The organism is Pareuzebyella sediminis (assembly GCF_008367235.1).
GTDB classification, from domain to species: Bacteria; Bacteroidota; Bacteroidia; order Flavobacteriales; family Flavobacteriaceae; genus Pareuzebyella; species Pareuzebyella sediminis.
Genome location: NZ_VTZS01000004.1, coordinates 204,860 through 218,048 on the forward strand (window position 1 = coordinate 204,860; position 13,189 = coordinate 218,048).

Sequence of the window (13,189 nt, forward strand, 5' to 3'; positions counted from 1 at the left end):
TGCTACAGGCTTTTTACCTGTATATCATGAAAGGCATCGGCCTGTAATTTCATGAGTTCCTCGGCTTTCTGTTTTTTATAAGCGTACACGGCTTCTTCTTCGGCGATTTCTGCGTAAATCTTTTCATTGAGCGCCACATCCGTTGCCAATAGTTCCTTGCGTTGCTGTACTTTCTGATGAACCCACGTGCGAACAACGCTTTCCTGTTCTTCAAGTTTTAAATCGTACTCTCCTTTTGGCGCCAATAATTTGGCGATGATCGGTGACGTCTCGATGGCCAAAAACAAGAGAAAAATGAAAAAGGAAGGAAACCAAGACAGTTGGGCCAACGCATCTATTCGTGCCATGAGTCCATCATAACCATCAATGATAGGCTGTGAATTTTTTACAACATCGGCATATTCTAAATTCAACTTGTAGATTTGGGCTTCGATATGCTCGATTTTTTCACCATTGGTTTCTTTTAGAGCTCGCAATTCGGTTAACGCCGCATCATGTTTCTGTCTTTTTTCGGCATATACCGGTCCTTTACCCAAAAGCATAGTGCCCGCTCGCCCTTCTGCCTCTGAAATGTAAGTGTCGTACAAAGCGTTCGTTTCCGCCTCTTTAGTTACAATTTCGGCTTTGAGGGTGTTTATATTTTGATTTAGCTTTTCAATGGCCGGGGTGTATTGCTCTGCCAATTGTTGTTTGTTGGCCAAGGTCATAGCATTTTTCTCTTCTAGGAGTACCTGATTGATTTCCTTTTCGAATATCTTCAATTCAAGGGGTTTGGAAATAACTACGGCAATAATTACCGCAAGAAGAATCCTGGGGGTAGCCTGTAAAAGTTGGTTGCCAAAACTGTTTCTTTTCTTAATCGTGGATACGATGAACCGGTCGAGATTAAAAATCAATAGGCCCCAAACGAGTCCGAAAAAAATAGCGGCGTATATCGTATCGAATACGGTATAAAGGGCATAACTGCTGGCTATAAAGGCCATAACGGCCGTAAAGAATACCGTGGCGCCTATTCCTGCATATTTGTTCTGTTCCCCTTTGGAACAAGTTTCGAGAATTGAGGTATCTGCCCCAGAGCAGAGCATAAAGAATTGCTGTAACATAGTGTTCGTTTTTTGATTTGCCCGAAAGTATCGGACAGGATTGATGATGTTATATTAAACGCAGTTTTCAGCAATTTGTTACAAAAAAAAGCCTTCAATTTGAAGGCTTCGGGTGTATTGGGGATTTAGTATTGAGTTTGAAGATCAGATTCTATAATTTAATGGAAAATCCGTATTTCACTTCGGAAAATGGGCCAAGGTAATGGTATCAAATTTACTGGGTTGTGGATAATTTTATCACAGGCTTTTGCCCTTTTTCGTGTCGTGTATTGATATTGATATTTTTGCTTTTCCTAAGAATCTCCTTTGCCTCTTTAGCGTCTATGGCCTTCCCTTCATAATAGAAAAGAGCACCTCTTTCGGCCATTTCATCAATATGTTGAAGAGGTGATTTTGGTTCGGGAGCAGGTGGCGGTGGAGGTACAGTATTTGGTGGCCTTCGAACCGAACGGAATGATTTTTTCGGGCGGGGTGGCATGAGGCCTTCCTCTACGGCCAAGGTGACATAACGATTGTATTTTTCAATAACTTGGTCATGCATGACCCATAGGTCACTACGTTTCCCCTTGTTATTTTTCATGAATTGCGATATGGCTTTGCCGTATGCCTGCCCACTACTATTGAAATCGTCAAAGGCTTTAAGCAGTGCTTTGGAATAGTTTTTTCGTGGCTCCGGTATTTTATATGGGGGCAGTGGTGGGGGAATGTTTTCCTGTCGCTTACTTTTTATTTCTTCGGTATCGACATCATAACGGGACATCATTTTTCGTGTTTGTTTTCCCTCATTCGGAATGAATGACGAATGATGCTCTGACATTGCCACCATCTTTTCCTTTTCTAAGTAGTCATAGATTTCTTGGTTTTCAACAATTTCATGAATGACCTCTTCACGTAACGCTTCGTTTTTAGGAATTTCAATGATTTCATCGACGTCTTCCTCCACTTCTACTTCCTCTTCTACCTCGATTGTCTCGTGCTCCGGAATCTCAATAATTTCCTCTATCTCGATGTCTTCTTGTACGGGAGGTACTGGTGGGGTAGGAGGTTCGGGAGGTTCTGGAAAGTCGGGAAAAGGTTCGGCATTTGCACGTTGATCCTCGGTCATCAAACCATGAAGATATTCGAGACGCTCTATATCCGATTTCATAATGCGAATCTCATCCCCTTCAAGCATCGCGTTGTACTTTTTGGCCAGGGCATTGTATTCGGCCACCTGTTTCTCGGTCGCGCCCTCTTTGATGTTGGCTTTCGGATCAGAACATTCAGGAAAAGGTTGTGCCTCATTTTTTTGTGACTCCGACATTTTCCGATAGACTTTTTCGAGACTTTTTAAGTCATCTGAAGGAATTATCCTTTTGGTTTTGGGCATGGCATTGTATTTTTTAGCCAAGGTATTATATGCTTTGATTTGTTCCGGCGTAGCCACTCGTTGCGAAAGTGTAGTACGGTACGTCTGGGTATCACGACCAAGAATGTCGATTTGGGCCACTCCATAATTCTCTAGGATGGCTTCAATTTTCTTAAGAAGGGTACTCCTAGGTGCTATATCGTGAGGTTTAATTATTATACGAACCGAGCTGGCCCTTTCTTCTTTCGAAAGATCATTGTGGAGCTGTTTTAGAAAAGATGCTAGACTTTCGAGAGTTACTATTTCGTTCTGTACCAAAAGATTTCCGTCGCGGTTGACGTGTATCGTTATGAGATTGTCATCGTATATAAAATACCTATCGAATTCTTCTGGAGTATAGAGATGAAGTTGGTAAGGCTGTGGAAATGACTCGCTTCTTGCATTTTCGTAGACATAGCTAAGAAAATAATGGGCAAAGTCAGAGGGGCGATAGTGATCGAGAGCTGAATTCTCCACGTGTTTTTCATGAATCCAAATGGCATATTCATTGCTGTCTGTCCATGCTTTAAAATCTTTTTGTGTTGGTTTGGATTGTTTAATTTTTTCAGGATAAGTTCCCAATGGAAATTCCAAACTGGGATTAATTTCGATTACGGCACTGGCCGGTTCTAGCGGAACGTATTTGGTCTTGCTAAACCCATATACCATAGAGGCCATTAAGGGGATGATAAGTGTACTTCGCAGTACGATCGATTTTTTCGATGTTTTTGTTTTCATGACGGTAAAACGTTTTTTGACCTGCCCTGCGACTGTTCTTCGAAAGGGGAACAACTTGCCGAACAGGGCGAGGTGGATTGATGAATAAAATGAAAAATCAATGGCGTTGGCCATCGACGGCTGATATTTGTTGGTCCTAGCTGATGAGGCGAAGTCCAAAAGTGTGCTTTGATAGCGCGAGGTTGCAATTCCAGCATTGATTACGGCCTGATCGGCCAAGAATTCGTGATTGAGCTTCATGGCCCTTTTGGTCATATAGAACAATGGGTTGAACCAAAAAATGATTTGCAAAAGCTCTACCAATATAATGTCAATGCTGTGTTTCTGACTTGCATGGGCAATTTCATGAAGCAAAACCTCTTTTGGAATTTCGTTGTTCTGGAATTTCCTACGGTTTAGAAAGATATAGTTAAAAAAAGTGTGGGGTGCTACCTGATGCTTTACTAATACGTTGATGATGCTCCCCATCTTGAACTTTGTATTCTTACTTATATTTTTTGAGAGGGTCAGTAAATTTAATATGAATTTAATCGTGAAAAGAAGTACTCCCAATCCATAGACCGACCATAAAATGTAGGGCCAATAGTCGATGGCCGTCTCTTCCGGAAGGGCGATGGTATTATAGCCATAGGTCGTATCGAACGCATAATTGACCGGCTCGATTTCGACATAGGTCGTAAAAGTGATCAGAGGAACAAGTAACGAAAGAACCAAGGCGACCAATAGATAAAAACGTTTAAAGGAATGCATGCGGGCATTCTCAAGCATGGCCCAGTAAAATAAAAGGAAAAGGGCAAGGCATGCTGTCGATTTTAGGAGATACAAGAACATCATTACTTTTTTTTGAGTTCGTCGTCGATTAGTTTTCGCAAGTCTTTCAGATCCGTTTTACTGAGGTTGGTCTCTTGCGTAAAGAAAGATGCAAATTGCCCAGGACTATCATTAAAGAAATTTTTGATCAAGGTGTTTACCTGTTTCGAGAAATAGTCTTTTTTCTTAACTAAAGGATAGTACTCTCTGGAACGCCCTAAACTTTGATACGCTACAAAGCCCTTGTCGATCATTCGCTTTAAAAGGGTGGCTACCGTAGTAGTTGCCGGCTTAGGATCGGGATATGCGTCGAGAAGATCTTTCATGAAGGCTTTTTTACGTTTCCATAGTATGTTCATGAGTTCTTCTTCGGATTTTGAAAGTTGCATTTCTACAAGTTTAGAATGTATTCTACAAACATAGAACATTTCTTTTAATTCTACAAATGTAGAGTTGAAAAATTTTTGTCTGTACAGCCAATGACGCCCATTGGTCGATGTAGAAGAATATTGACGTGCGAACCTAGTGCATCAAAAAGGATAGTATACCTTCAAGATGAAATCATAAATATAGTAGATAGTTGCCGGGAGTATAAAAGGAAACGAAGGCCCAGACAAGCAGCGCTGCTATGAGTAGCGATACTAGAAAAAAATAGAAAGATTTAAGGTTACTTGCCCTGGCCTGGCTTTGTATACGGAATTTGATACGCTCCATTTCATATTTTGAAACTTTCGGAAAGTCATATTCGATAGAAGTCGTCTTATTTTCGGAATAGATAGTATCCCGGTTATTTTCCCTGAATTTTTTCCTTTTGCGAACTTTGTTTTGCGCAATTCGGTTGACCATATCGAAGATGTGACCGCTCATCAAATACGAATTTTCTTTTAAGTTACAGAAAATTGGCGGACCTACACTCATTTTTATACTTCGCAATTTTATTTAAAAGTAAATGTAGCACGGAAGGAATTCGATAATTGTTTTAAGTTTGCCCCGTAATAGAAGATACTATGAGTCTGGAAGAAGATTTAAGGAACAGAAGTGGAGACGTATGTGAGCTTTGTGGTGCTACCGAACAATTAAGGGTCTATGAAGTGCCACCTGTCTCGATAGGAGGGGTAGACGGTAGTCTGTTGGGGTGTACTACCTGTTTGGATCAAATAGAGAATCCCGAAACCATTGACCCACATCACTGGCGCTGCTTAAACGACAGTATGTGGAGCGAGCACGATGCCGTAAAAGTAGTGGTGTGGCGTATGTTATGGCGTTTAAAAGGAGAAGGGTGGCCGAAAGAGCTTTTAGATATGATGTATCTTGAAGATGATCTCCTAAACTGGGCCAAGGCTACAGGTGAGGGTCTCGATGAAAGTGAAAAGATTATCCATCGCGATGCCAATGGCGTCAAGTTAGAAAATGGGGATAATGTGGTATTGATCAAAGATTTGAAGGTCAAAGGATCGAGTATAGTGGCAAAGCAAGGAACAGCCGTACGTAAAATTACCGTAGATCGCGATAATGCGGAATATATAGAAGGAAAAGTGGAGGGGCAGCAGATCGTGATTATTACCAAGTATGTGAAAAAGATCTAGGCAAGAATAGAGGACGTAAAAAGCCCGCTAATTCATTAGCGGGCTTTTGATTTCAATGCTGATTAAAACTGCTTTTTCGTTTGGCTAATTGTCTTTCCAGGTCGTGAATAGTTTCAATGGCGGCTTTTTCAAAATCATTATCCTCCGATTTGGCAAAAATTCGTGGGCCTGGTGCACTCAGTTGAATCTCACATATTTTTCCCATTCCTTTTTTGTCATTTTCGAGTTTAAAAAAAACCTCTGCCCTAATGAGCCAGTCATATTTATGGGCCAATTTTTCTAGTTTCTCGGTCACTATGGCGTTCATACTTTCGCTATTGGACATTTTCACGTATTGAATATCGATGGTCATAATATAAGGGTTTACATATATTCAAATATAGGGACTCGCCATGGGACGGGTTATGACATTTATCAGGCAAAATCATCGATTATTTTTTTAAAATCATCGACAAAGCATTTTAACCCTATTCATTGTTGGGCTTTCATTTCCGTGTAGTACTTGTAAAAATAGGGTATGGTCTCGATTCCTTTGAGAAAGTTCCAGACCCCGAAGTGTTCGTTCGGTGAATGGATTGCATCGCTATCCAGTCCGAAACCCATTAAGATGGTCTTACTATTAAGTTCCTTTTCAAATAATGAAACAATTGGAATGCTGCCACCGCTTCGCTGGGGGATAGGTTTTTTTCCGAATGTAGTTTCATAAGCTTTTGAAGCCGCTCTGTAGCCAATAGTATCAATAGGCGTAACATAACCCTGTCCCCCATGGTGGGGCTTGACCTTGACTCTTACGCCCTCCGGTGCTATGGCCTTGAAGTGCTCGGAAAATAATGCTGTAATTTCTTTCCAATCTTGGTGCGGTACTAGGCGCATCGAAATTTTTGCGTAGGCCTTGCTTGCAATGACGGTCTTGGCGCCTTCCCCGATATAGCCTCCCCAAATACCGTTGACATCAAGGGTAGGACGGATGGAATTACGCTCATTAGTGGAATAGCCCTTTTCACCATAGACCGATTCAATGTCCAAAGCCCTTTGGTAGGATTCCAAAGAAAAGGGTGCTTTTGCCATTTCGGCGCGTTCTCTTTCAGAAAGTTCTTCGACTTTGTCGTAAAAGCCTGGAATGGTAATATGGTTGTTTTCGTCGTGAAGACTTGCAATCATTTTGGCCAAAACATTGATGGGGTTCGCTACCGCACCCCCATATAGGCCAGAGTGTAAATCGCGATTCGGACCGGTAACTTCTACTTCGACATAACTTAGCCCTCTGAGCCCGGTGGTGATTGAGGGTACATCATTGGCGATCATTCCCGTGTCTGAGATAAGGATGATATCATTGGCCAATTTTTCTTTGTTCTTAGCCACAAAAATCGAAAGATTGTTGCTGCCTACCTCTTCTTCTCCCTCGATCATGAATTTGACATTACACGGAAGTTGGTCGGTTTTTACCATAAACTCCAAAGCTTTGACATGCATGTAAAGTTGCCCCTTATCATCACATGCACCCCGAGCAAAGATAGCTCCTTCAGGATGCGTTTCGGTCTCTTTTATAACCGGTTCGAAAGGGGATGAATGCCACAGATCCAAAGGGTCTGCGGGCTGAACATCATAATGGCCATAGACCAATACGGTCGGTAGTTCAGGCCCTACTATTTTCTCGCCATACACAATGGGATAACCATCGGTTTCGCATAGTTCGACATGATGGCAACCCGCTTTCTGTAAAGCTGATTTTACGGCATCGGCTGTATCTAGCACATCTTGTGAGAAGGCCGAATCTGCACTTATAGAAGGAATTTTAAGTAACTCGATCAGTTCGGCCAAAAACCGATCTTTGTGTTGGCCAAGATAATCATCTATGTTTTGCATTGAAGCAGTTTTACTAGCTAGTAGTTCTAAAAATACGAAAAAAGAAATTTTTTAAAGATTCAAAATTTAGGGATTTGATTTTTTGCATTATATTTGCACTCCTTTTATCAAAGCAAAATAGTACTAATGCGTTTTAAAAGGTCGTGGGAGTCCCGTAATACGGGAAAAGCACGGAACATTTTTTGCCCCCTTAACGGATAGGGCGAATACGATTGGATAATGCGGGCGTGGTGGAATTGGTAGACACGCTAGACTTAGGATTTATCCAAATAAAAAGTGTTAATTTGCACTTTATGCGGGTGTGGTGGAATTGGTAGACACGTCAGACTTAGGATCTGATGCCGCAAGGTGTGGGGGTTCGAGTCCCTTCACCCGCACTAAAAGCCGAAGAGAAATCTTCGGCTTTTTTACTTTGAAAATTGACCAAAAAAAAGCACGGGTACAACATAGGTACAACATTTGACCTATTTTCAAGATAAACTTTGATTTAGTGTCATATAATTCCATTTGATATTAACCACTATGTCAATCAATATAAATTCATAGAATTTAGGTTTTCTCGACTCTTGTTCTTCGATTTGGAGTTTATTATCATACAATATTCCCGAAAGTTAAACTCGTAAAATACTTCCATCAAAAGACTACGGCATAAAGCCACCGCTTCTGTCCATACTTATTTATTCCGTTTCCTTTTGAGCCAAGATTTTATCTTCCGTTTGGTTCACTGCTCAAATATTGTTTAATCTAAAATTTGAGTATTATGACAACAAAAGCAAGTACCACAAGAAAGCGTAGAAGTACAACAACTACTGCGAAGAAAGAAGTTAACGGAAAAAAAGTTCCGGTACTTCAAATCGAGAACATTCCAATTGGCAAAATTAAGCCTGACCCCAAGCAACCGAGAAAGACCTTTGATGAAAAACAGCTACAACAGCTCTCGGATAGTATCAAAGAGTTTGGTGTGCTACAACCGATAACGGTTCGGAAATCTGGAAAGGACTTTATCATCGTTATGGGCGAAAGACGATTTCGCGCAAGCAAGATTGCCAGAAAGAATACAATTCCCAGTATAGTAAGAACTTATGAAAACGATGAAGTGTTGGAAGTTCAAATCATCGAAAACTTGCAAAGAAAGGACGTAGAGCCTACCGAAGAAGCCGAAGCGATAGCTTATCTAAGCGACAAATATCAACCCTCTGAAATCGCAAAGCGTTTGGGAAGAACCGACAATTTCATAAGACAACGTTTGAAGTTGGCTGGATTGATTGACGGTTTCAAACATTTTGTTCGCAATGGTGAAATGACCATTTCGTTAGGTGTTGGTGTCGCACTTTTTGAGCCAGAGGAACAACAGATGATGCTGGAAACGATGGGCGAAGACTTCAATGCACATCAGATAAACCGAATGATAAACAATCGAACCTATGATTTGGAAAAAGCACCCTTTGATGTAGCCGATAAGACTTTGGTGGTTAAAGCGGGTTCTTGTGTAGAATGTCCATTCAATGCTGCGAATCAAGGTAACCTTTTTGGTGAAGGCAAGATGGTCTGTACGAAATCGCCCTGTTTTGAGACGAAAAAGACCAAATCGTTCTTGAACCTTATTGAAAAATCCAAGAAAAAAAACCTTTTGCTCATTCCTGAAATAAGACAGTACTGGGCTGATGAAGAAAAAAATCAGCTCGTTATTTCCCAACTGGAAAATAATGGATTGAAAGTCTATTTGCTGGACGATGTCGAAATTATAGAGAATCCTATCGAGCCGACAATGGATGCCATTAAGATTGAATATCAGCATTATGATTATTCCCAGGATGAACTGAAAGCAGAGTTCAAAGAGGCTATTCAGCAATATAAGGAAGAACTGAAAACGTATTGTTCAGCAGAAAAGAATGGTTTTGTAAATGGTATCGTCTTCCATCCTGAAACATATCAAAACAAGAATGTTTTCATAAAAGTGATTGAGAAATTAAAGAATGATTCTTCTGAATATTCAGCACCATTGGCCAATAGGAAAATGGCAGATTGTACGCCCGAAGAACAAATCATCAAAATCAACGAGCGTGAAATCCGCAAGCGACAGATTGAAAACAACAAGCAATTTGAGGAAGTGGTGCAGATGATTCGTGAGACGGATTATATCGATACCAAAAAAACGCTTTCGGTAGATGAAATGGTTGCGTTTTCCATTTCACTCTTTGAAAACAATGTGGACTATATGAGCCGGCAAAAATGCTTTTCAGGATTTTTCGCCAAAACATCGAAAATGTCCAGGGTTGAAATAGTCGAGCATTTCAAGAAGAATTTCAAAAAGGAAATCTTTCACAAGTTGATTCGGTATATGCTCACGAAGCAAGTACATTTTAGCGAAAGCAACCATAACAATAACCTCACGAATATTTCATTTTACTATGCGATGCAGGGATATTACAAATCCAAGATTGCAGACATTGAGAAGAGCTATGCTGAGAAACGAAACAAGCGTGAAGCACGTTTGAAAGAGCGTATCGCAGTTCTTGAAAAGAAAATCCAAGAGCTCAAGGATTAGCTTTTGTTGTTTGAAGAAGGGTCGGCATTCGTGTCGGCCCTTTTTCTTTTTATGATATTAACAAAAGGGTACTAAGAGAAAGCATCAATCAATATCAGCGCAAAGGTAAACTCGTAAAATACACCCATCAAAAGACTACGGCATAAAGCCGTTGCGCGCATCCCTCTTCTTATTTATTCCGTTTCCTTTTGAGCTGTGATTTTAGCTTCCGTTTGGGTGATGCTCAAATATTGTTTAACTAAAATTTCAACATTATGGAACAAGCATCAAAAGCAAAGATTTCGGTCGAGGAAGCCGAAGTACATTATCAATCCAGTAAGGAAAATTACATCATTGAAGGTGCCGAAAGTCATCTGGCTTACTATAGAGAGAAGCATCCAGAGTATTACGCTCTGCTATCACAAATTGTTTAACCTAAAATTCAAAAGCTATGTATTTACAAAATTTGCAACAAGATGAGATTTTCGTTTCAAACGAAATGAAATCTTTGAAAAACCTGACCCAGATGGAATCCCGTCGCGGACTTGAAAATGCCATCATTTCGAATGGCAAAATCGTTAACGTGGTATCAAACAGTTATGGCCACATACCGAACCAACTGTTCTTCAAGAAAGCAGAGGAAATGTTGACTGATGCCGGATTAAATTATCACAAGCGCACCATCAACAAAAATGATAGGTCTTTCATTACCGATTTTATCATAGACGACAAAAGCCAGTTTACGGTTAAGAATGATAAGGACTTGATACTGCCAATGTTAAGGTTCAAGAACTCGTATGATGGTAGCGAAAAGACCTCTGGCCACTTCGGATTCTATCGAAAAGTATGTTCCAACGGACTTCACGTCTCACAAGCTGAAATCGAATTTTCGATAAAGCACAGCAGGAACAATACAGACCTCATAATGCCAAGGTTGAACAACCTGTTTGATAAATTTCTTGACAATGAATTCTATACCATAACCAAGAAGTTTGATAGGATGAAGGAATTTAAAATCATCGATACTAAAGAATTCGTAAAAGCCATTCTTGACAGAACCAAACTGTTCCGCTATGAATGTAGCGATAAAAACAGCGACCCATCGAAGAAGTCGAGAGAGGTTTTGGAAATCCTCAATTACGAAGCTCTTTTACTTGATGAAGAACCAAATCTCTGGTTAGGTTATAATGCCTTTAATTCGGTATTGCACAATGTGCTGAAAAAGAGTTTCGGCCAACAGGAACTATTGGATAAAAAGTTGTTCGATGAAGTGTATGCCCTGGCATAGCTTTAAAAGGTATATCCAGTACCTTAAACTGGATTTTCCATTATTACAAATCCGTACTACTAAAACCACTCAGCACATTCCCCTGCATTCCGTTTCCCTACATTCCGGGAAAAGAGCTTCACTGCAAATATCTTGGACACAATCCCCAATTTCAGCTTTCCATTTCGCTAACCCTTCCCGCTTAGGCTGGGAAGGAACACTTCATTCCAGAGCGAAAATTGTGAATTAAGTCCGCCTTACCAAATCGGAAGGCCAGCACCTCGATTTTCTTAACAGAATTTACGGCAAGAACTTCTTGAGCCCTTGCTCGAAAATTCTTAAAAACCACGGCACCGGCCCACACATTTTAAGGGGTTTATAATGGATGAAGCCTTGAATGTTTTTCGGGGCATCGAAAAACAGGCAGTGCATAACCAATTCTAAATTAAACCCGATCGCTCGCCTCGCTTAACTTCCCGTACGCTCAACTCACGACCGGCTTTAAAAGAATTGCTAATGCCCTTATGGAACTTGTCAAGACCGTGACAAGTTTCAGCGAAAAATAAGGTATCTACTTCCTTGAAAATGCGAGCATTTTACTACGTCGCAGACACACCTGATTTATTCCCTGAAAGTCTTGACAAAACCCACGTCACCCATTGTGCTACGCACGTAAGAAATCAAACAAACACCCCTTAAAATTTCATCTCAATTTAATTAAACAGGGGAATTATTAATCTTTAAATTTTAGTTATGAGTACTTTAAGAAATCACGTACAACTGATTGGAAACGTTGGTCAAGAGCCAACCATTACGAACCTTGAAAGCGGAAGCAAGGTAGCCCGTTTTTCACTCGCCACAAATGAATATTATAAGAACAAGAAAGGCGAAAAAGAGCAAAACACCGAATGGCATACCGTGGTTGCCTGGGGCAAGACTGCTGAAATTGTAGAGAAGTATGTAGTCAAAGGAAAAGAGGTAGGCGTAAGCGGAAAACTGAAATCCCGAAGCTATGAGGACAAGGACGGTATCAAACGATACCTAACCGAAATCGAAGCCAACGAAATCCTATTGTTGGGTACAAAGAATGGCAACGAGTAAAAACAAAAACAAAGAGGGCGCACCTGTGGAAAGTTTCGCCCTCTTTTTCATTCTTAATTTCTAAATCGAAATCACAATGAAGACACAAGTTAACGAAATAAAAGAGCGGTTGCAATTTTTTACGGGAACGGAAATGTTCTACCAAATACCGCTTTTGAAAACCCGATTTACTGACGGTTTAAAATATTTAGCCGAAGTCGCTGAATGTTTTTGGCTCATAACGGATGCGTCGGTAATCGCTAAAAGTCTGATGAACCGAAGTGAATTTATCACGATTGACTTTAAAAGAATGTCCGAAGATAAACAGGACTACACAGGGTATGAAGCTGAAATCATTTACAGCGATGGAAACAGCAACGTTTTAGAAACCCACCGCTACAATTCCACTGATTTTCCATTGGATGAATTGCGGATGTTCTTTGTGAACGATACGCTGATGTTACCAAGCGAATACTAATTACTGAAGCTATGATTTATCTAAATTTTACTGATTTGAGCGAGGAAACTCAAGAGCGATTAATTGCCAATTCCAAGGTAGATGTCAAGAAAAAATACGGCAAGGATTTGATGGACTATGCCACCAAACATCACACCAATCTAGACCAAATGCTTGACGAAGAAGCGTTAAGGAATCTCTATTCCTATACCTATGTATTTAATATCTGAATGATATTTTTGAAAGAATTGCACCTCTGAATTATCAGGGGTGTTTTCTTTTTTAGTGCATTCATAATCACGAAAAAATCGTATCTTTATTTTGCTGAAATACAGCACATAATTTAATGTAGGGTTATCCACTTTTTT

Annotated in this window: 13 protein-coding genes and 1 tRNA gene; 8 read left to right on the forward strand and 6 right to left on the reverse strand. The window is 40.3% G+C overall.

All coding sequences use genetic code 11. The annotated features are described in order from the left end of the window. Positions 1 to 2: 2 nt before the first annotated feature. From F2B13_RS15005 to F2B13_RS15020, 4 genes are all read right to left on the reverse strand, one after another. Positions 3 to 1,103 (reverse strand): DUF4407 domain-containing protein, encoded by a 1,101-nt coding sequence (locus F2B13_RS15005; protein ID WP_149304575.1) that lies wholly within the window; start codon positions 1,101 to 1,103, stop codon positions 3 to 5. A gap of 214 nt (positions 1,104 to 1,317) precedes the next feature. Continuing rightward, complete coding sequence (locus F2B13_RS15010; protein WP_149304576.1) at positions 1,318 to 4,062, reverse strand: M56 family metallopeptidase; 2,745 nt, start codon at positions 4,060 to 4,062, stop codon at positions 1,318 to 1,320. Beyond that, positions 4,062 to 4,427, reverse strand: coding sequence for a BlaI/MecI/CopY family transcriptional regulator (locus tag F2B13_RS15015; protein ID WP_149276600.1), 366 nt, complete (start codon positions 4,425 to 4,427; stop codon positions 4,062 to 4,064). The genes F2B13_RS15010 and F2B13_RS15015 overlap by 1 nt, the downstream gene beginning before the upstream one ends. Positions 4,428 to 4,599: 172 nt before the next feature. Beyond that, entirely contained in the window at positions 4,600 to 4,905 is a 306-nt protein-coding gene (locus tag F2B13_RS15020) for a hypothetical protein (protein WP_149276601.1), read from the reverse strand. Between the two features lie 140 nt (positions 4,906 to 5,045). Between F2B13_RS15020 and F2B13_RS15025 the strand changes: the two genes are divergently transcribed. Next, on the forward strand, positions 5,046 to 5,624 hold the full coding sequence (locus tag F2B13_RS15025) for a PhnA domain-containing protein (protein ID WP_149276602.1): 579 nt from the start codon (positions 5,046 to 5,048) through the stop codon (positions 5,622 to 5,624). Positions 5,625 to 5,676: 52 nt separating this feature from the next. Here F2B13_RS15025 and hpf read toward each other — a convergent pair whose 3' ends face one another. Further along, positions 5,677 to 5,976 (reverse strand): ribosome hibernation-promoting factor, HPF/YfiA family, encoded by a 300-nt coding sequence (gene hpf, locus F2B13_RS15030; protein WP_149304577.1) that lies wholly within the window; start codon positions 5,974 to 5,976, stop codon positions 5,677 to 5,679. Positions 5,977 to 6,095: 119 nt separating this feature from the next. Next, positions 6,096 to 7,490, reverse strand: a complete 1,395-nt coding sequence (locus F2B13_RS15035) for a dipeptidase (RefSeq protein ID WP_149276604.1) — start codon at positions 7,488 to 7,490, stop codon at positions 6,096 to 6,098. 295 nt (positions 7,491 to 7,785) lie between these two features. Between F2B13_RS15035 and F2B13_RS15040 the strand changes: the two genes are divergently transcribed. From F2B13_RS15040 to F2B13_RS15065, 7 genes are all read left to right on the forward strand, one after another. After that, positions 7,786 to 7,867: transfer RNA gene (locus tag F2B13_RS15040), tRNA-Leu, on the forward strand. A 383-nt stretch (positions 7,868 to 8,250) separates the two neighbouring features. Beyond that, entirely contained in the window at positions 8,251 to 10,038 is a 1,788-nt protein-coding gene (locus tag F2B13_RS15045; protein WP_149304578.1) for a ParB/RepB/Spo0J family partition protein, read from the forward strand. 254 nt (positions 10,039 to 10,292) lie between these two features. After that, positions 10,293 to 10,451, forward strand: coding sequence for a hypothetical protein (locus tag F2B13_RS20515; protein WP_157518033.1), 159 nt, complete (start codon positions 10,293 to 10,295; stop codon positions 10,449 to 10,451). A gap of 17 nt (positions 10,452 to 10,468) precedes the next feature. After that, on the forward strand, positions 10,469 to 11,305 hold the full coding sequence (locus F2B13_RS15050; protein WP_149304579.1) for a DUF932 domain-containing protein: 837 nt from the start codon (positions 10,469 to 10,471) through the stop codon (positions 11,303 to 11,305). A 732-nt stretch (positions 11,306 to 12,037) separates the two neighbouring features. Then, the gene (locus F2B13_RS15055) at positions 12,038 to 12,385 is read left to right on the forward strand and encodes a single-stranded DNA-binding protein (protein WP_149304580.1); all 348 of its coding nucleotides are present in this window, start codon (positions 12,038 to 12,040) and stop codon (positions 12,383 to 12,385) included. 76 nt (positions 12,386 to 12,461) lie between these two features. Next, positions 12,462 to 12,842: a DUF6876 family protein gene (locus tag F2B13_RS15060; protein WP_149304581.1), complete on the forward strand. Its 381-nt coding sequence runs from the start codon at positions 12,462 to 12,464 to the stop codon at positions 12,840 to 12,842. Positions 12,843 to 12,853: 11 nt separating this feature from the next. Next, positions 12,854 to 13,051, forward strand: a complete 198-nt coding sequence (locus F2B13_RS15065; RefSeq protein WP_149304582.1) for a hypothetical protein — start codon at positions 12,854 to 12,856, stop codon at positions 13,049 to 13,051. Positions 13,052 to 13,189: the final 138 nt, after the last annotated feature.

Excerpts from the sequence above, each read along its gene's own strand:
- F2B13_RS15005 (WP_149304575.1), bottom strand. The coding sequence starts at position 1,103 with ATGTTACAGCAATTCTTTATGCTCTGCTCTGGGGCAGATACCTCAATT.
- F2B13_RS15010 (WP_149304576.1), bottom strand. The coding sequence starts at position 4,062 with ATGATGTTCTTGTATCTCCTAAAATCGACAGCATGCCTTGCCCTTTTC.
- F2B13_RS15015 (WP_149276600.1), bottom strand. The coding sequence starts at position 4,427 with ATGCAACTTTCAAAATCCGAAGAAGAACTCATGAACATACTATGGAAA.
- F2B13_RS15020 (WP_149276601.1), bottom strand. The coding sequence starts at position 4,905 with ATGAGCGGTCACATCTTCGATATGGTCAACCGAATTGCGCAAAACAAA.
- F2B13_RS15025 (WP_149276602.1), top strand. The coding sequence starts at position 5,046 with ATGAGTCTGGAAGAAGATTTAAGGAACAGAAGTGGAGACGTATGTGAG.
- hpf (WP_149304577.1), bottom strand. The coding sequence starts at position 5,976 with ATGACCATCGATATTCAATACGTGAAAATGTCCAATAGCGAAAGTATG.
- F2B13_RS15035 (WP_149276604.1), bottom strand. The coding sequence starts at position 7,490 with ATGCAAAACATAGATGATTATCTTGGCCAACACAAAGATCGGTTTTTG.
- F2B13_RS15045 (WP_149304578.1), top strand. The coding sequence starts at position 8,251 with ATGACAACAAAAGCAAGTACCACAAGAAAGCGTAGAAGTACAACAACT.
- F2B13_RS20515 (WP_157518033.1), top strand. The coding sequence starts at position 10,293 with ATGGAACAAGCATCAAAAGCAAAGATTTCGGTCGAGGAAGCCGAAGTA.
- F2B13_RS15050 (WP_149304579.1), top strand. The coding sequence starts at position 10,469 with ATGTATTTACAAAATTTGCAACAAGATGAGATTTTCGTTTCAAACGAA.
- F2B13_RS15055 (WP_149304580.1), top strand. The coding sequence starts at position 12,038 with ATGAGTACTTTAAGAAATCACGTACAACTGATTGGAAACGTTGGTCAA.
- F2B13_RS15060 (WP_149304581.1), top strand. The coding sequence starts at position 12,462 with ATGAAGACACAAGTTAACGAAATAAAAGAGCGGTTGCAATTTTTTACG.
- F2B13_RS15065 (WP_149304582.1), top strand. The coding sequence starts at position 12,854 with ATGATTTATCTAAATTTTACTGATTTGAGCGAGGAAACTCAAGAGCGA.